The organism is Sphingomonas sp. CFBP 13603, from assembly GCF_014892665.1.
Classification (GTDB): domain Bacteria; phylum Pseudomonadota; class Alphaproteobacteria; order Sphingomonadales; family Sphingomonadaceae; genus Sphingomonas.
In genome coordinates this window covers 288,797-306,600 of the sequence record NZ_JADBIA010000001.1, presented here as the reverse complement: position 1 = coordinate 306,600, position 17,804 = coordinate 288,797, and the positions used below count along the sequence as shown (strand labels likewise).

At 65.9% G+C, this 17,804-nt stretch carries 16 protein-coding genes; 7 read left to right on the top strand and 9 right to left on the bottom strand.

All coding sequences use genetic code 11. The annotated features are described in order from the left end of the window. Window positions 1-146 precede the first annotated feature (146 nt). From IFR23_RS01420 to IFR23_RS01410, 3 genes are all read left to right on the top strand, one after another. Window positions 147-581 (top strand): MaoC family dehydratase, encoded by a 435-nt coding sequence (locus IFR23_RS01420; protein ID WP_192974619.1) that lies wholly within the window; start codon window positions 147-149, stop codon window positions 579-581. A 141-nt stretch (window positions 582-722) separates the two neighbouring features. Further along, window positions 723-1,901 carry an acetyl-CoA C-acyltransferase gene (locus IFR23_RS01415; protein ID WP_192145197.1) on the top strand — a complete coding sequence of 393 codons (1,179 nt, stop codon included), beginning with the start codon at window positions 723-725 and terminating at the stop codon, window positions 1,899-1,901. Window positions 1,902-2,297: 396 nt separating this feature from the next. Further along, complete coding sequence (locus IFR23_RS01410; protein ID WP_192145198.1) at window positions 2,298-2,780, top strand: pyridoxamine 5'-phosphate oxidase family protein; 483 nt, start codon at window positions 2,298-2,300, stop codon at window positions 2,778-2,780. 39 nt (window positions 2,781-2,819) lie between these two features. Here the strand turns inward: IFR23_RS01410 and IFR23_RS01405 are convergent, their stop codons facing one another. After that, a complete protein-coding gene (locus tag IFR23_RS01405; RefSeq protein ID WP_192974402.1) occupies window positions 2,820-4,052 on the bottom strand; it encodes a polyhydroxyalkanoate depolymerase in 1,233 nt (410 codons plus the stop codon). A 162-nt stretch (window positions 4,053-4,214) separates the two neighbouring features. Here IFR23_RS01405 and IFR23_RS01400 point away from each other — a divergent pair, with 162 nt between their 5' ends. Beyond that, window positions 4,215-5,990, top strand: a complete 1,776-nt coding sequence (locus IFR23_RS01400) for an ABC transporter transmembrane domain-containing protein (protein ID WP_056060175.1) — start codon at window positions 4,215-4,217, stop codon at window positions 5,988-5,990. Here the strand turns inward: IFR23_RS01400 and IFR23_RS01395 are convergent. Further along, window positions 5,987-6,325, bottom strand: a complete 339-nt coding sequence (locus tag IFR23_RS01395) for a TfoX/Sxy family protein (RefSeq protein WP_192974400.1) — start codon at window positions 6,323-6,325, stop codon at window positions 5,987-5,989. The genes IFR23_RS01400 and IFR23_RS01395 overlap by 4 nt on opposite strands. A gap of 108 nt (window positions 6,326-6,433) precedes the next feature. On the opposite strand from IFR23_RS01395, the gene IFR23_RS01390 reads away from it, so the two are divergent. Next, window positions 6,434-7,591: a saccharopine dehydrogenase family protein gene (locus IFR23_RS01390; RefSeq protein ID WP_192974398.1), complete on the top strand. Its 1,158-nt coding sequence runs from the start codon at window positions 6,434-6,436 to the stop codon at window positions 7,589-7,591. Here IFR23_RS01390 and IFR23_RS01385 read toward each other — a convergent pair whose 3' ends face one another. From IFR23_RS01385 to IFR23_RS01375, 3 genes are all read right to left on the bottom strand, one after another. Then, the gene (locus IFR23_RS01385; protein ID WP_192974396.1) at window positions 7,592-7,855 is read right to left on the bottom strand and encodes a hypothetical protein; all 264 of its coding nucleotides are present in this window, start codon (window positions 7,853-7,855) and stop codon (window positions 7,592-7,594) included. It lies immediately after the preceding gene. A gap of 67 nt (window positions 7,856-7,922) precedes the next feature. Next, on the bottom strand, window positions 7,923-8,219 hold the full coding sequence (locus IFR23_RS01380; protein ID WP_121884445.1) for a hypothetical protein: 297 nt from the start codon (window positions 8,217-8,219) through the stop codon (window positions 7,923-7,925). A gap of 50 nt (window positions 8,220-8,269) precedes the next feature. Further along, window positions 8,270-10,582, bottom strand: coding sequence for a ribonuclease R family protein (locus IFR23_RS01375; protein WP_192974394.1), 2,313 nt, complete (start codon window positions 10,580-10,582; stop codon window positions 8,270-8,272). 228 nt (window positions 10,583-10,810) lie between these two features. Between IFR23_RS01375 and IFR23_RS01370 the strand changes: the two genes are divergently transcribed. Continuing rightward, the gene (locus IFR23_RS01370; RefSeq protein WP_235529827.1) at window positions 10,811-11,083 is read left to right on the top strand and encodes a hypothetical protein; all 273 of its coding nucleotides are present in this window, start codon (window positions 10,811-10,813) and stop codon (window positions 11,081-11,083) included. Window positions 11,084-11,310: 227 nt separating this feature from the next. On the opposite strand, the gene IFR23_RS01365 is transcribed toward IFR23_RS01370, so the two are convergent. Together IFR23_RS01365 and argS are read right to left on the bottom strand one after the other, a co-directional pair. Further along, window positions 11,311-12,030, bottom strand: a complete 720-nt coding sequence (locus tag IFR23_RS01365; protein ID WP_192974392.1) for an SPOR domain-containing protein — start codon at window positions 12,028-12,030, stop codon at window positions 11,311-11,313. After that, window positions 12,030-13,754, bottom strand: coding sequence for an arginine--tRNA ligase (gene argS / locus IFR23_RS01360; RefSeq protein WP_192974391.1), 1,725 nt, complete (start codon window positions 13,752-13,754; stop codon window positions 12,030-12,032). Before argS ends, IFR23_RS01365 begins: the two co-directional genes overlap by 1 nt. A gap of 237 nt (window positions 13,755-13,991) precedes the next feature. On the opposite strand from argS, the gene IFR23_RS01355 reads away from it, so the two are divergent. Next, window positions 13,992-14,285 carry a hypothetical protein gene (locus tag IFR23_RS01355; protein WP_192145204.1) on the top strand — a complete coding sequence of 98 codons (294 nt, stop codon included), beginning with the start codon at window positions 13,992-13,994 and terminating at the stop codon, window positions 14,283-14,285. A 105-nt stretch (window positions 14,286-14,390) separates the two neighbouring features. Here the strand turns inward: IFR23_RS01355 and IFR23_RS01350 are convergent, their stop codons facing one another. Both IFR23_RS01350 and IFR23_RS20090 read right to left on the bottom strand, forming a co-directional pair. Further along, window positions 14,391-15,557 carry a deoxyguanosinetriphosphate triphosphohydrolase gene (locus IFR23_RS01350; RefSeq protein ID WP_192974389.1) on the bottom strand — a complete coding sequence of 389 codons (1,167 nt, stop codon included), beginning with the start codon at window positions 15,555-15,557 and terminating at the stop codon, window positions 14,391-14,393. Then, on the bottom strand, window positions 15,554-17,725 hold the full coding sequence (locus tag IFR23_RS20090) for a tetratricopeptide repeat protein (protein ID WP_192974387.1): 2,172 nt from the start codon (window positions 17,723-17,725) through the stop codon (window positions 15,554-15,556). Before IFR23_RS20090 ends, IFR23_RS01350 begins: the two co-directional genes overlap by 4 nt. Window positions 17,726-17,804 lie beyond the last annotated feature (79 nt).

The window sequence follows — 17,804 nt, the reverse complement described above, 5'->3', positions numbered from 1 at the left end:
CATGGGACGTTACGGCAGTCGACATTTTCCAGCTTCCGGTTGGGTGAGGCTTGCGATCCGCTCGCCTGTACGCCTAGAGACATTTCAGCGCTTAGCGCCAAATGAGCTTTGAGGGGAATGCCGTGGCGACGATCACCACCGCGCAGATGCAGCAGCGCATCGGCACCGAGACGGTTTCCGACTGGGTCGAGGTCACGCAGGCGATGATAGACAAGTTCGCCGACGCGACCGGCGACCACCAGTTCATCCACATCGATCCGGTCCGCGCGGCACAGACCCCGTTCGGCGGCACGATCGCGCACGGCTTCCTGACGCTGTCGCTGATGCCGCTGCTTTCGTCGAAAGTGCCCGACGCGCCCACGATCGAGGGCGCGAAGATGGGCGTCAATTACGGCGGCAATTCGGTCCGCTTCCTCACGCCCGTCCGCTCGGGCTCGAAGGTGCGTGGTCGCTTCAAGCTGCTCTCTTTCGACGAGAAGCGTCCCGGCCAGTGGCAGCAGACCAACGCGTTTTCCGTCGAGATCGAAGGCCAGGAAAAGCCCGCCCTGATCGCCGAATGGATCAGCCAGGTCTTCGTTTGATTACCCGCAACCAGACCCCTGCAACCACAATCGTCATACCAGCGCACGCTGGTATCTCCCGGTTCGAGCCACGACGCCCGCCAACTGGAAGACCCCAGCTTTCGCTGGGGTGACGGCTTAATATCTAGAAGGATTTAATCCATGCGCTCAGCCGTCATCGTCTCCACCGCCCGCACCCCCATCGGCCGCGCCTATCGCGGCGGCTTCAACAACACCCCCGCCCCCACGCTCGCCTCGCATTCGATCAAGGCCGCGGTCGAGCGTGCCGGCATCGACGGCGCGGAAGTCGACGACGTCGTCTTCGGCTGCGCGCTCCAGCAGGGCCACCAAGCCGGCAACATCGCCCGCACGTCGTTGCTGCGCGCCGGGCTCCCGGTCACCGTCTCGGGCATGTCGGTCGACCGCCAGTGCGCGTCCGGCCTCATGGCGATCGCCACCGCGGCCAAGCAGATCATCACCGACAACATGGACATCACGATCGGCGGCGGCGTCGAAAGCATCAGCCTCGTCCAGACCCCGCAGATGCGCGTCGCCCCCGATCCCCAGCTGATCGCGATGCACAAGGACGTCTACATGCCGATGCTGCAGACCGCCGAGGTCGTCGCCAAGCGCTACGGCATCAGTCGCGACGCGATGGATGCCTACGCACTCCAGTCGCAGCAGCGCACCGCCGCCGCGCAGGCCGCCGGCTATTTCGATGCCGAAATCGTCCCCGTCGACGCCAACATGGCCATCGTCAACAAGGAGACGAAGGAAGTCACGTACAAGGACGTGACGATCACCAAGGACGAGGGCAACCGCGCCGACACCACGCTCGAAGGCCTCCAGTCGCTGAAGCCCGTCATGGGCCCCGACTTCACGATCACCGCCGGGAACGCATCACAGCTGTCGGACGGCTCGTCGTCGTCGGTACTGATGGAAGAGAAGATCGCCTCGCAGCGCGGTCTCCAGCCGCTCGGTCGCTATGTCGGCATGGCAGTCGGCGGCACCGAGCCCGACGAGATGGGTATCGGCCCGGTCGTGGCGATCCCCAAGCTGCTCAACCGCTTCGGCCTCAAGATGGACGATATCGGCCTGTGGGAACTGAACGAGGCGTTCGCGGTGCAGGTGCTCTATTGCCGCGACAACCTCGGCATACCCGACGAACTGCTCAACGTCAGCGGCGGCGCGATCTCGATCGGCCACCCCTACGGCATGACCGGCGCCCGCGCGACGGGCCATGCGCTGATCGAAGGCAAGCGTCGCGGTGCCAAGTATGTCGTGGTCACGATGTGCGTCGGCGGCGGCATGGGCGCAGCCGGGCTGTTCGAAGTGCTGTGACCTTGCAAGGTATCCGGCAAAGGGATATTTAGAGTTCGGCGAAGGACATTCTCGCCTTTCTGGGAGCCTCGACCGTTGCAGCGGTCGGGGCTCTAATACGTTTGGGGCTTGGCTTGCAGGCCAAACCCCGCCCGTGTGCTTATCCTCGACGTGCCACTTCGATGATCTTCACGACCAAGGTCGCAAAGGCGAAGAGCACGCCTAGTATCAGACACAGATCGGTGAGAGACATTCTCGATCCTTTCTGGTCGACAGCAGAACTGCTGCCGCCGACACCATGGCGCGTCGCGCACGCATTCACCAAGCAGCATCGCATGCGCCGTTCGGCCGGCCGCGCGCAACCAACCCACGCCCCGCCCGTTCTCAGTGGCAATCCAAGCCAATAGGAGAATGACGATGGCCGACAAGGATACCCCGCAGGAAGTCGCAGCGAAGTTCATCGAGAAGCTGAAGGCCAGCCCGTTCGTGATGATCGGCCTCAACGACGGTGAGCATTCCGAGCCGATGACCGCGCAGATCGACGACGATCAGCCCAACACGTTGTTCTTCTTCGCCGGCCGCGACAACCGTATCGCCAAGGGCGGCGCGGCGATGGCGCAGTTCGTCGGCAAGGGGCATGATTTCTTCGCGTGCATGGCCGGCGACGTCTCGACGTCCAACGACCGCACGCAGATCGACAAGCTCTGGAACAACCAGGTCGAGGCCTGGTTTCCGGGTGGCAAGGAAGACCCCAACCTCACGCTACTGCGCTTCGACATCGACAGCGCCGAGCTTTGGGAGACCGACATCTCGATCGGCGGCCGCCTCAAGATGCTATTCGGCGGCACGATCCATTCGGACGAGTCGAGCAGCCACGCGGTGGTCAACTCGATCGCCTGAGCCAGTTATGGGCAGCCCGTACTGGGCTGCCCATTTTTCTTACCCGTTCGCGGTGATAAACTCTTCCACTACCGGCGCGATCTTCTCTCGCCAGCGCGTACCGTTGAAGATGCCGTAATGGCCAGCACCTTCCGCCATAAGGTAGCGCTTCTTCTCGTCGGGTAGCGCGGTTGCCAGCGTCAGCGCTGCCTTGGTCTGCCCCAACCCCGAAATATCGTCGCGCTCACCCTCGACCGCGAGCAGACCGATATCGGTGATCGCCGCCGGATCTACCAGCCGACCCCGATGCGTCATGATCCCACGCGGCAGCGCATGGTTCTGGAACACGACGTCGATCGTCTGGAGATAGAATTCCGCGGTCATGTCGCAGACCGAGCGATATTCCTCGTAGAAATCCTGGCTCTGCGACGCGCTTTCGCCATCGCCCTGGACGAGATGCTTATACATCTCCCAATGCGAGACCATGTGGTTGCCCAGATTCATCGACATGAATCCGGCAAGCTGGAGGAAGCCGGGATACACCTTCCGCCCCGCACCCGGATAATTGCCTGGCACGGTCGCGATGACGTTCTGCTCGAACCATGCATGCGGCCGCTCGGTCGCCAGCGTGTTGACCGCGGTCGGTGCCTCGCGCGTATCGACGGGACCACCCATCATCGTCAGCGTTTTCGGACGGCACGGGTTCTTGTCCGCGCTCATCAGCGCGACGGCCGCATAACACGGCACCGAGGGTTGGCAGACGGCCAGCATGTGCGTGCCCCCCTGCCCCTCATTCGCGCCGATCGTCTCCAGATATTCGATCAGATAATCGATGTAATCGTCGAGATCGAACCGCCCCGCCGAGAGCGGCACGCTGCGCGCGTCGCGCCAGTCGGTGATGTGGACGTCCGCAAACGGCAGCATCCGCTCGACCGTCCCGCGCAGCAAGGTCGCGTAATGGCCCGACATCGGCGCGACGATCAGCAGCTTCGGACCGCCCTCGACGCCCTCGCGCACGAAGCGCTTCAGCTGCCCGAAGTCCTTCCGCAGCACGATCTCCTCGCGCACCGCGACCTCGCGGCCGTCGATCGTCGTCGTGTCGAGACCAAAGGCAGGTTTTCCCCGCGTCGCATTCGCGTGTGCGAACACTTCGAGCGCCGATGCGACCACCGTGCCGCCGCCCAAATAGGCAAACGGGTTTGCCGGATTGTTGAGCATATCCGCGCCGAAGCTCGCCATCTTGCTGGCGCCGGCCATCATCGAACGCTGGAATTCATAGGCATCGTAGAGCATGCGGTATCCTCTCGCCTCATCGGGCTTTGCACGGTGGTAACGCAATTTTGCCGCAGTGCAACGCGCGATCGACCGCCGCTCCGTCCCGCGCGACCGGATCACCGCTCTCTGCGACGCCCGGTTCTCGTTGAGCGCCACCCCCGCCACTGCTAGGCACCGCGCATGGCCAAGCCGATACCCGAAGAGAAGACGTCCCGCCGGATCGGCGATCTCGCGATGGTGTGGCGTCACGCCTCCCAATACCCCCGCCAGATCGCGTTCGCGGGGCTCGCGCTGATGATGACCTCGGCCGCGACGATCGGCATTCCCTACGGGTTCAAGCGAGTGATCGACCGCGGCTTCGGCCCCGGCGCGGGCGGGTCGGTCGCCAACTCGTTCCACTATTTGCTGATGATCGTCGTCGTGCTTGCGCTCGCGACCGCGGTGCGCTTCTATTACGTGTCGTGGCTCGGCGAGCGCGTCGTCGCGGACATCCGCACCAACGTGCAGCGCCACCTGCTCCGCCTGACGCCCCGCTTCTTCGAGGAGAACCGCCCGTCCGAAATCGCCTCGCGCCTGACCTCGGATACTGCGCTGATCGAACAGGTCGTCGGTAGCACTGTGTCGATCGCGCTGCGCAACACCTTCACCGGCATCGGCGGGCTGATCTACCTCTTCGCGATCTCGCCAAAGCTCGCCGGCATGCTGATGATCGGCATCCCGCTGATCATCCTGCCGATCGCGCTGCTCGGCAAGCGCGTCCGCAATTACTCGCGCACCTCGCAGGACCGCGTCGCCGACGTCGGCTCGATCGCCACCGAGACGCTTGGCGCGATGAAGGTCGTGCAGGCATTCGGCCAGGAAGACCGCGAGGCCGCGCGGTTCGCGGACGCGGTCGGCGCGACGTTTGCTGCGGCTCGCGCCCGGATCATGCTCCGCGCGGTGATGACGGCAATCGTCATCGGCCTCGTCTTCGGGTCGATCACATTGGTCCTATGGGAAGGCGCGATCGACGTCGCGGCGGGCCGCATCAGCGGTGGCGCGATCGCCGCGTTCGTCCTGACCGGAGGCATCGTCGCAGGCGCGTTCGGCGCGCTGACCGAAGTCTATGGCGACCTGTTGCGCGGCGCCGGTGCGGCCGGACGCCTGTCCGAGTTGCTCCGCGAAAAGCCCGAGATCGCCGCGCCCGCCAACCCGGTCGCCCTGCCCCAGCCGCCACGCGGCGCGCTCGCGTTCGAAGGCGTGCAGTTCCACTACCCGACGCGCCGCGACGTCGCCGCGCTCAACGGCTTCTCGCTCGATGTGAAGCCGGGCGAGACGGTCGCCGTCGTCGGCCCCTCGGGCGCGGGCAAGACGACCCTCTTCCAGCTGGTCCAGCGCTTCTACGACCCCGACGCCGGGCGCGTGACGCTCGACGGCATCGACCTCCGCGACGCCGACCCCGCGGAAGTCCGCGCCCGCATCGCGATGGTCCCACAGGAGACGATCATCTTCGGCGCCTCGGCCCGCGACAACCTCCGCTACGGCGACTGGTCCGCGACCGACGACCAGCTCTGGGCCGCCGCCGAAGCCGCCAACGCCGCCGAATTCCTGCGCAAACTACCCGAGGGCCTCGACACGTTCCTCGGCGAAGGCGGCGCGCGGCTGTCCGGTGGCCAGCGCCAGCGCGTTACGATCGCCCGCGCGCTCCTCCGCGATGCGCCGATCCTGCTGCTCGACGAGGCCACCAGTGCGCTCGATGCCGAAAGCGAGCGGCTCGTGCAGGAAGCGCTAGAGCGGCTCATGGCGAACCGTACCACACTGGTCATCGCGCACCGCCTAGCGACCGTACGCGCGGCCGAGCGGATCATCGTGATGAGCGATGGTCAGATCGTCGAGGAAGGCTCGCACGCGTCGCTGATGACCAACAGCGGGCTCTACGCGCGGCTCGCCAGCCTGCAGTTCAACGAGGCAGCCTAGACCTTCTTGGGCTTGGGCTTTTTCGGTTTCGGCATCGGCAATTCCGCGGTCGAGATGCGGACGAGTTCGGCCAGCCACTCCGCATCGTCCCCGCGATTCGCGTCGACCAGCAGGGAAGGTTTCGCGCCCGGATAAGGCGGCGCCTCGTCGATCGCCCCCGCGAACGCGCGGCCACCCGGGGTCGGCTTCACGAACAGCTGGTCGTCGCAGATCAGCGCGACCATCCTGCCATCGCAATAGACGCCGTATTCGCCGAACATCGGCTTTGCGGAGACCTCCCCCGCCGCAGCGAGCTGATCGACGATGAACGCGACGGTCTTGGGATCGGATGCCATCGGGCGATCCTCGCAGATCGTCGCGGCCTTGGCGAGCCACGCCGACGACGGCGTTTCACTTGCGATGCCAAGACCGCGCGCGCAAACTCGGCAAAACAGGAGATGGATATGCGCGACTTCGACATCGTCATCTACGGCGCGACCGGGTTCACCGGCCGGCTCGTGGCGGAGTATCTCGTCCAGACCTATCCCACCGGGGTTCGATGGGCGATGGCGGGGCGCTCGCTTACGAAGCTGCAAGAGGTCCGCGACCTGATCGGTGCCCCCGCAGAAACCGCACTGATCGCTGCCGACTCCGACGATCCCGCCAGCCTCCGCGCGTTGGCCGAACGCGCCACCGTAGTTATCTCGACGGTCGGACCGTACCAGCTGTACGGCTCCAACCTCGTCGCCGCCTGCGCCGGGACCGGCACCGGCTATGTCGACCTGTGCGGCGAGCCCGCCTGGATGCGCCACATGATCGACGCGCATGAAGGCGAAGCGACGCGGACCGGCGCACGGATCGTGTTCTCCTGCGGGTTCGATTCCATCCCGTTCGATCTGGGCGTGCTGACGCTGCAGGAGGCGGCAAAGGCCAAGTACGGCGCCCCCGCCCCCCGCGTGAAAGGCCGCGTGCGGAAAATGCAGGGCACGTTCTCGGGCGGCACCGCGGCCAGCCTCAAGGCGACGCTTGCCGCCGTCGCGCGCGATCCCGGCATCGTCAAGCTGCTGACCAGCCCGTTCGCGCTCACGCCGGGCTTCAGCGGACCGCACCAGCCGACCGGGTTGCTCCCCGAATACGACACGACCCTCTCGGCCTGGGTCGCGCCGTTCGTGATGGCGCCGATCAACACCAAGAACGTCCACCGCACGAACTTCCTGCTCGGCGAGGCCTATGGCGCGGACTTCGTTTATGACGAGATGATGGTCGCCGGCCTCGGCGATATCGGCAAGGTCGCGGCCGAGGCGATCGCCAAGTTCAATCCGTTCTCGGGCGACAAGGGCCCGAAACCCGGCGAGGGCCCGTCGAAGGAGGAGCGCGATGCGGGGCATTACGACCTGCTGTTCGCGGGCATCATGCCCGACGGCGAGCGGATCGACGCGGTCGTCACCGGCGACCGCGACCCCGGCTACGGCTCGACCAGCAAGATGATCGCCGAGGCCGCCTTGTGCCTCGTCCAGGACGTCGAAGGCGATGGCGGGATCTGGACACCGGGGGCACTAATGGGGGCGAAACTGCGCGATCGGCTGGTGGCGAAGGCGGGGCTTACCTTCACGGTCGGGTGATCAACCCCGGAAGAACCGCGTGGCGATCCAGGCGATCAGCATCGACACGATGATGGCGATCGGCACGGCGAGACGTCGGCGTCGCTCGACAGCAGCATGATGCGCGTCGAGATCGAAATAAAAGCGGCCTGGTGCGGTTTCGCGGACGATGCCGTTGGCGCGCAGTCGATCGAACGCCGCCTGCTCCCGAGCATCACGCGGTAGGAAGGCGATCGCATCGTCGGGTCCGATCGCGTGGCGCGCCAGAAAAAGCGCCGGGATCACTCCACGGATCCGATGCGGACGCAACGCCATCGGCATGCCCGATGGGCTCGGATTTTCCGGCGAGATCTTATTCGGCAAGCGCGAAGACCGTCGCCGCCGCCGCAACGCTTGCAGCCACGCCCGATACGCCAACGATCGCTGCTGCTCGTAGTCGCACCGAAGCACGAAATGCACCTAGTTTGCGGGCGTCGAGATGATAACGCCCAGCCCCGTCGTCGACGATCGCGCCATAGACTCGAAGTTGGCGAAATATCCGCGCGTCGTTCGCGACATAGGGGATCGCACGATCAGCCGACGTGGCCCGTGCCGCAACAAAATCCTTGACGATCCGTCGGCGCGATCGGCCTAGAATAAGTCCCCGCATACTCTTCCCCCCGCACCGATCTCGCATAACGCGGGGGGTTTGTGCAATTCCTAACGCCGCTTACCCTGATGGCGAATGTTGGCCGGACGACCACGCCGCTTGATCTCGCGCACCGGCTTGCGCCCACCCCGTGGAGGCTGGGCCGCGCCCTTCCCCTCGGGCATCTCGAAGCGGAGGGCACCCGACACCGGGTTTGCCTCCGCAAGCCGCAATTCCATCGTCTGGCCCTGCGCGAAGACGTCACCGCTATGCTCGCCGGTCAGCGTCCGCGCGCCCTCGTCGAAGCGGAAATATTCGCCGCCCAGGTCGCGCACCGGCATCAGGCCGTCGCCACCGATCCCCTCGACCGTTGCGAAGAAGCCGAAATTCGTCACGCCGGTGATCCGGACGTCCATCACCTGGCCGACGCGCTCGGACAGGAACGCCGCGACGTAGCGATCGGTGGTATCGCGCTCGGCCTCCATCGCGCGGCGCTCCAGCCGGCTGATGATCTCGCCGACCGACTCCATGTTCGCCGCATCGTCCGCCGGCAACCCACCCTCGCCAAGGCCGTAGGCAGAGACCAACGAGCGATGGACGAGCAGATCGGCATAGCGCCGGATCGGCGAGGTGAAGTGCGCGTAACTGCCGAGGCTGAGGCCGAAATGCCCGTGATTGCCGGGCGCGTAATAGGCCTGGGTCTGCGTGCGGAGGATTTGCTCCATGACCTGAGGGCGGAAATCCGCATCGCCGATCCGCTCGATGATGTGGTTGAACGTGGCGGGACGGACGACCTGCCCGAGCGCGAACGGCACGTCGAACGTCTCGAGATACTCCTTGAGCGCCGCCAGCTTCTCGCGGCTAGGTGGCTCGTGGATGCGGTACATGACTGGCGCCTTCTTCGCCTCCAGCGCCTTGGCGGCGGCGACATTGGCGGCGATCATGTAGTCCTCGATCAGCCGGTGCGCATCGAGCCGTTCGCGCGGCGACACCGACATGATCCGCCCCTGCTCGTCGAGCACCACGCGACGCTCCGGCAAATCGAGATCGAGCGGCGCCCGCGCATCCCGCGCCTTGGCCAGCGCATGCCAGCAGGCCCAGAGCGGCTGTAGCACGCCCAACATATCTCCCCTCCCGTCTTCGGGAGGGGTCGGGGGAGGGGCTTCCTGACTCATAGTCGGATCGAGTGCGGCACCGCCCTCCCCCGACCCCTCCCGCAAGGCGGGAGGGGAGGAGGCGTCGATGATCGCCTGCGCCTCTTCGTAGGCGAGGTTCGCCGCGATCCGCACCACCGCGCGCGTAAAGCGCCAAGACTTGAGCGAACCATCCTTGCCGATCCGCAGATGGCACGCGAGCGCTGCACGGTCCGCGCCTTCCTTCAGCGAGCACACCTCGGCCGAGAGAATTTCGGGCAGCATCGGCACGACCCGGTCGGGGAAATACACCGAGTTCCCGCGCCGCCGCGCCTCGCGATCGACCTCGGACTTCGGCCGCACATAGAAACTGACGTCCGCGATTGCGACGATCGCCTTCCAGCCGCCAGCATTCGCAGGATCGTCGTCCGCTTCCGCCCACACCGCATCGTCGTGATCGCGCGCATCCTCGGGATCGATCGCGACGATCGGCAGGTCACGCAGATCTTCACGCCCCTCCCCAAGCGGCAGCTTCGAGACCCGCTCCGCTTCGTCGAGCGCCTCCTGCGAGAACACGTCCGGAATGCCGAGCTTGTGGATCGCGATCAGCGAGAAACTGCGCGCCGCAAAGGGATCGCCCAACTTCGACGAGACGCGTGCCGCGATCTTGGGCGGCTTGCCCGCGAGTTCCGCAAGCACGAGGTCGCCCGGTGCCGCGCCGCCCGCGTCCGCGACCGCGAACTCACGCCGCTCGCGCTTGTCGACCCCCGTCAGCCAGAGCCGCCCCGCCTCTTCGCGCAACACGCCGAGCACCTGCTCGGACGCCGGCGCGAGCACCTTCATCGGATGCGCTATCCAGCCATTCCCGGCCTCCTCGGTGCGCGCGAGGATCCGCTCGCCAACGCCCAGCGCCCCGCGTTTCCGTTCGCGCACGCGCAGACGCGGCGGCGGCACGCCTTCCGCCTCCCAGCGCTCCGGGACCGCCCAGACGTTGCCGCCGTCATCGACATCGGCGATCCGCAGCACCGTCACCTTCGGGATGCCGCCCATCTTGTGGAACGCGCGGCCGGGCGCGCTGTCGATCAGGCCCTCATCGGCCATGTCCTTGAGCAAAGCCTTCAGCCCGATCTTGTCCTGCGCGCTGAGCCCGAAGCCCTTGGCGATCTCGCGTTTGCCCGCGGGCACGTCGGACGTGGCGATGAAGTCGAGGATCTGCTCGCGCGTCGGAAGACCGGCTTTTGGTTTGTACATGGCACACAGATAAGCACGCCAACCCGTTCCGTCACCCCGGCTTCACCCGGACCGACAGCATCCGGAAGGAATGGCAGATAACTTATGCGGTACGGGATTGACGCTCGAAACGCCTGAAGATCAGAAGGATAGTCCTCCAGTTTCGAGCAATCGGTACGCCGTTTTTGGCTTTAGGGCTTGCAACGGGTCCAGATCGGCATAGTCTACTGAAAACATTGAAGGAGAGGCATGATGGCAACGCCCCTAAAGCTCGAAGCGGACCCCGAGGACAAAAACCTCGTCATCCTGCAAAGCCTCATCTGCCTGCTGCGAGAGAAGAACGTTCTCTCTCGCGCGGATATCGAGGAGTTGTGCGACAAGGTTCAGGCCCGGGTCGCCAATCACGATAGCGATCCGCTCCCTTGCCAGATGAACGGCGCGCTCGCCGCAGCCACCGAGGTCGCACAGATCGGCGATTATATCGGGCGCAAATACGGTGGAAAGCATCGTCGCGTGGTGTGATGCCCTAGCGGGTCGCCAAGCCCGGCAAAGACGATCGACTGTGCGATAGCGTCGCGCGACCGTAGCGCGACGCGCACAACCTCAAGTAGAGCGCCGTGCGCGAGGCCGGTCGCACCTTGGCGGTGTCATCACGCCACCGAAACCGCGCGCCACAAATAGATCTATGACAACCGGCGTTCAGCCAGGGTCTGCGGCAAACAGTAAGCTCCCGCCGATTGGCACAGCTCTTAGCTGGCGACGAAGCAAGTCTCGCCCGCGACCCGCAACCGGCCACAGATATCCGCCGCCTGGTTCGCGCTGCCCGCGTTCACGCGCAGACGATACAGGGTCCGGCCACCCGTCGCGACCGGCTGGACCGACTTGCCGAGCGCACCGACATACGCGAACCGCTTCGAGAAGTTCGTCCAGGCCGCGTTGGCGACTGCTTCGCTCGGATACGCACCGAGCTGGACCAACGAACCGCCAGTAGCCGCGCCAGCACCATTCGGCTTCGACGCTGACAGCGGTGCCGTGGCGACCAGCCGCCCCCCCGATGCAGGAACCTGTGCGACCGCGTTGCGACCCGCTGCGTCATCAGCCTTGGCCGCGACCGCACGTTTGCCGTCGACCGGCGCTTCCGGCACGCCGCGAAGATCGATCGCGCCGTTGCCCGACTTGCCTGCACTGGTCGCGATCGCCGAATCGCCCTCGCCCTTGACCTTCAGGCCGCCGGCGTCGTCGGGCTTGACCTTGTAGTCGCCTTCCTGTGCGGCGATCATCTGGCCGTCGCCCGTCGGCGCGCGCTGTTGCAGCTTGTAGATGCCGAAGATGATCGCCGCGAGCACCGCGAGACCGAGCACGACGAGCGCAATGACGCGGCCGATGCCAACGGTTTCCTGCTCGTCCGGCTCGACGGTTTCGAGCCAGGGGAGCCGGTCTTCCTCGCGCAGATCCATATCTTCGGCCATCACTTCATCTCCGAAACCGCTTCGACACCCATGATGGCGAGGCCGTTATGAATAATCTGCCCTATAGCGGACGCCAAGAAAAGCCGTGCCGCGGTCGCCTGTGGATCCTCGATCACCAGGAAACGACGGTCGGGACGGTCGTTTCCGACATTCCATAGCGCGTGGAACGCTGCCGCCAAGTCGTAGAGATAGAACGCAATTCTGTGTGGTTCGCGCGCGGTCGAGGCGATCTCGACGAGCCGGGGGAACTGCGCCGCAAGCTGTACGAGCGCCAGTTCGTCCGTATCAAGCCGGGACAAATCCGCAGAAATAGGCGTGATTCCCGCCTCTTCCGCACGCCGATGCAGCGATGCGATGCGGGCGTGCGCGTACTGGACGTAGAAAACCGGGTTGTCCTTCGACGCCTCGACCACCTTGGCGAAGTCGAAATCCATCTGCGCATCCGACCGCCGCGTCAGCATCGTGAAGCGCACGACGTCCTTGCCGACCTCGCGCACGACATCGGCCAGCGTGACGAAATTGCCCGACCGCTTCGACATCTTGACCGGTTCGCCGTTGCGCAGGAGCCGGACCATCTGGACGAGCTTCACGTCGAACCGCGTCTTGCCGCCCGTCAGCGCCGCCACCGCCGCGACGATCCGCTTGACCGTGCCGCCATGATCCGCACCCCAGATGTCGATCAGCTGATCGGCGCTCTGGCTCTTCTGGAAATGATAGGCGAGATCGGCGCCGAAATAGGTCCACGACCCGTTCGACTTCTTGATCGGGCGATCCTGGTCGTCGCCGAACTGGGACGAGCGGAACAGCGGCAGCTCGACCGGCTCCCAATCGTCAGGCGTCTCGCCCTTCGGCGCTTCGAGCACGCCGTCATAGACGAGATCGCGCGCACGCAGTTCCGCCTCGGCCGCCTCGGGCTTCTTTGCGGCCTGGAGTTCTGCCTCCGACGCGAACACCTCGTGCTCGATCCCGAGCAAGGCCAGATCGGCGCGGATCATCACCATCATCGCGGCGACTGCCTGCGTGCGGAAGATCGCGAGCCATTCGCTCTCGGGCGCGCCGACATAGCGGTCGCCGAACTCCTTCGAGAGCGACTGGCCGACGGGGACGAGATAGTCGCCGGGATACAGGCCCTCGGGGATCTCGACGGTCTCGCCGAGCGCCTCGCGGTAGCGGAGGTGGACGGAGCGCGCGAGCACGTCGACCTGACCGCCGGCATCGTTCACGTAATACTCGCGGATCACCTTGTGACCGGCAAATTCGAGCAGGCTGGCGAGTGCGTCGCCAACCACTGCGCCACGGCAATGGCCCATGTGCATTGGACCGGTAGGGTTGGCCGAGACATACTCGATGTTGACCGTGATCCCGTCACCCTGCTTCGACCGGCCGTAGTCGGCGCCCGCCTCGGGGATCGCGGCCAGTTCGGCGCGCCAGGCGTCGTCCGTGAGCTTCATGTTGATGAAGCCGGGTCCCGCGACGCTCGCCGAGGCGACGTCCTCGAGCTTCGACAGTTCGACGACCAGCGCATCGGCCAGCACGCGAGGATTGGTCTTGGCGGGCTTGGCTAGGACCATCGCGGCGTTGGTCGCTAGATCGCCGTGGCTGGTGTCGCGCGGCGGCTCGACCGTGACGTTCTTGCGGTCGAGCCCAGCCGGCAGCGTTCCCGCTTCGGTCAGGGTGTCGAGCGCCGCATCGATATGCGCGGCGAAACGGGCGTAGAGCGTCATGGTAATTCCGGTATCGTAAGGAAGCGGGCGCTTTAGCCCATCGCAGCGCGACGCTCAATTTTTATCCCGCATCGCGCTGATCCGCCTGCTCGGGCGTCCGATGATCCGCCGTTGCATAAGCTGCAATCGCGACAGTCTGCTTTGCAATTGCCGTTTATGCTGCACTGCAATATTTCTCGTATCGAGAGTTGGGACAGGACCTGATCCGGCTCAACGCAACACGCGGGAGACACGATCATGCGCAACACCATCAAGATCATCGCAGCAGCAGCGGCCGCCCTCACGTCGACCATCGGCATGGCCGCCGAGAGCAAGCAGAGCTTCGTTCATGAGGGCAGCACCTACGTCTACACCTCGACCCAGCAGGGTGGTCGTCAGGTGATCGACGGTCGCCGCTATCCGTCGGGCCAGGCTTTCCATCTGATCGTTCGCGGCGACCGTGTGTCGGGCGTGTCGGCCGGCGTCCCGGTCGCGTTCAAGACCGCCGAAGCTACCGGTGCGGCAGGCGGGGTCGCTGCCGTCGCGCGCTAAACTGCGACTGCAAGGATAACGAAAACGGCGGTCGGACCTCGGTCCGGCCGCCGTTTTTCGTTCGTCTCGGGTTAGTCTCGACGTCCGTCATCCGGACGCCACGACCTAAAACCCCTCAGGCAAGTCTATCGGGCCGACCAGTTCGCGGTAGCGCGACACGGCGTAGCGGTCGGTCATGCCGGCGATGAAGTCGGCGATATGCCGGCTGCGATCGGGATCGTCCGCAGGCAGGCGGTCGCGCCATTCCTCGGGCATGGTCATCGGATCGTCGCGATAGACCGCGAACAGGCCTGAGACGATTCCGTGTGCCGCATCCGCCGCGGCAAGCTGGCGCGGGTGGTGATAAAGATTGGCGTACATGAAGCGCTTCAGGTCGCGCTCCGCCTCGCGCATGTCGGGAGAGAATCCGACGAGACACTGCCCTGCGGCCCGGACATCGTCGACGCTGGTGACGCCGCTCGCCGCGATTCGCTGGCGCGTCTCGGCGATGAGGTCGTTGACCATCGTCCCGATCTGCGTGCGAACCAGTTCGCCGACCAGACGCTTCGGCTCGATATCGGGAAAGCGCCGACGCACGTCGTCCCAGCCACGCGCGACCAGCGGCACCGCGAGCATCTGGTCGAGCGTCAGCAGCCCGGCGCGAAGACCATCGTCGATGTCGTGATTGTCGTAGGCGATATCGTCGGCGATCGCCGCGACCTGTGCCTCCAGCGACGAAAAGCTGGTCAGCGCGAGGCCGAACTCGGCATCCGCCGCGGCCAGAGCCCATCCCGGATGCCGGACCGGTCCATTATGCTTGGCGAGACCTTCGAGCGTTTCCCATGTCAGGTTCAGCCCGTTCCATAACGGATAGGGCCGCTCGATCGTCATCAGCGTGCGTAGCGTGTGGCCGTTGTGATCGAACCCGACCTGCGCCTTCAGCGCCGCCTTCAGCGCATCCTCGCCGGCATGGCCGAACGGAGGATGACCGATATCGTGCGCGAGACAAAGCGCCTCGGTCAGGTCCTCGTTCAGCGCCAGCGTCCGCGCGATCGTCCGGCCGATCTGCGCGACTTCCAGGCTGTGCGTCAGACGAACGCGGAAATGGTCGCCGTCTGGCGCCATGAACACCTGCGTCTTGTGGCGCAGGCGACGGAAGCTGATCGAGTGGATGATCCGGTCGCGGTCGCGTTGGAAGGCATCGCGTGGACCACGGACGGACCCGTTCTGTTCCTCGTGAAGCCGTCCTTTGCTGCGCGCCGGGTCCGATGCCCAGGGCGCGCGGTAACTCACTTGGCCGGCAACTTCGTGATGATCTCGCCCGGATCGCTGGTGAAGGTGAACGTCGAGACGCCTTCCTTGGCAAGCTGATTGACGAAAGTCCGCGCCTCGGCATCGGTCTTGAACGGGCCGGCGAGCACGCGGTTGGTCGCCTTCCACGGTGCGGTCCAGCCGCCGCGAGCGCCGAACACGGTCGGTGCCTTGGCCTTCGCCTTCTTCCACGCCTTGGGCAGGTCGCCCTCGGTCGCGCCGGTCGACACCTGAACCCAGGTCCGCGCGGGATTGGCACGCGCGATCCGCTTTTCCTCGGCCGCAGCCTTGTCGGCGGCGAGCTTCTCGGCGGCGGCTGCCTTCTTCTCGGCGAGCGCCTTCTTGTCGGCGATGGCTTTTTTCGCTGCGGCCTTCTTGTCGAGCGCGGCCTTCTTGTCGGCGGCGAGCTTGTCCGCAGCCAGCGTCTTCGCCGCGATCGCCTTCGCCGCAGCGTCGCGCTCGGTCTTGGCCTTTGCTTCGGCGAGCACGCGTTCGGAATCGTCCGAGACCGGAATGGTAGCGGGCGTCACGACCGGCGCGGGATGCATCGGCGCGACGTCGAGCTCGGACGCGGGAATCGACAGACCCGCGACGATCCGCGCGAGGATAGAGTCCTCACTAGCGGCGACTGCGTGAGTCCGTGGTGGCAAGGTCGCGGCTACCGGTGCGGGCATGGACGAACTGGTGAAGCCAGGTGTCGGCGTCTCGGCGCTGGCACTCTGCGTTGGGGCGACCTGCTGAACGGGCGCCTGCTGTATCGGAGTCGGTAGGGGCGAAACCGACGGCGCCGCCGCTGCCGATGCTGCGAGCGTATTCGCCGTACGGGTCGGATCGGCGCGTGTTTGCCCTACCGAGATCGCCGCCATCTGCGTAGCCACGCGTGGGGGGAGAGTTCCCGCTGGCGACGGCGCCGGGACCGTACGGGCAACCGGCGACGCGCTCGGCTGAAGGGTCGCTGAGACGACGGAGTTCGTTTCCGCGGCCGGGTTGGTACGCGCGCCCGGAAGCGTCACGGTCGGCGCGGAATAGCTTGGCTGCGGAACAGGCTGCACCGTGCGGGCCGGCAATGGCTGGACCATCTGCATCGGCGTCGCCGCGAGCTGGACGGGGGCGGCGTAGGTGCTGGGCGCGGGGACCGTCGTCAGCGTACGCGATGGAGTGGCGACCGGCGGGACCGGTGCCGACGTTGTCACGGGTACTGGTGTTGAGGACGGTCGCGTCACCGCGGCCATCTGGACACGGTCGCGGTTCGAGCGACGATCGCGCTTGTCCTTCTTGCCGGTCTTTGCCGTGACCGCAGGCTGTGGTGTGACGGCTGCCATCATGACCGGCGCGGTCGGGTCTGCAGCAAGCACGCCCAGTGGCGGGGCCATGCGCGCATCAGCGAGGCGTGCCGGCGTCGCGTGGACTTCGCCGAAATGCACCGCGAAGGCGCGGTCGCTTGCCGGCAGGTTGGGCAGGCGCTGGAAGAAGGGTTGCAAGCCTTGCGCGGTGCCTGCGGGCATCATCGTGGTGGCGATCTTCTCCGCGCCGGCGACATCGCCGTTCATCGCGAGGATAAAGGCGCGGGATCGCCATGCGCCACGATCGCTCTTGAGCAGAAGCGGATTGAGCTGCTGAACCGCGAGCTCAGGCTTGCCCGAGATACCGAGCGACAGCGCATAGCGCCGCGTCGTCTCGTCGTCGGGCGCATCGCGAAGTGCCACGCGGTAGTCGCGCTGCGCCCGATCCTGCTGGCCGATCAGGTCGTAGGCGAGCCCGCGATCGGCGGCGAAGTTGCGCGGGTCGAGGCCGAGGCCCTCCGCCTGCGCATAATAGCGGAGCGCTTCGCCCGGACGCTCGGACCGGACGAGGATCGACGCCATCCCCGCCTTCGCCCGACCATCGCGCGGGTTCACCTTTTCCGCGCGCGCAAACAATGCCGCGGCACCGCTAAGATCGCCGAGGCCCATCGACAGATCGCCCGCCTTGATCAGCGCGTCGATGTTGCGCGGGTTGCTCGCGAGCTGGCGCATCACGTCGCCGAGCTTGTCCGCGTCGGTGGTACCGGGGATCGCCTGCACGACGGCTTGCGCAGACGCGGCGGCTGGCACGGCCGCGAGCACGAGAGCCAGCGCGGCGGTCAGGAGATGATGGGAGGACCGGGTCATGAGGTTCAACTGTCTAGACGCCAGCCCGACCGAACCGGCAATGTCTCGCACGCATGCGCGCGGCGAACTGGGCTGGGGC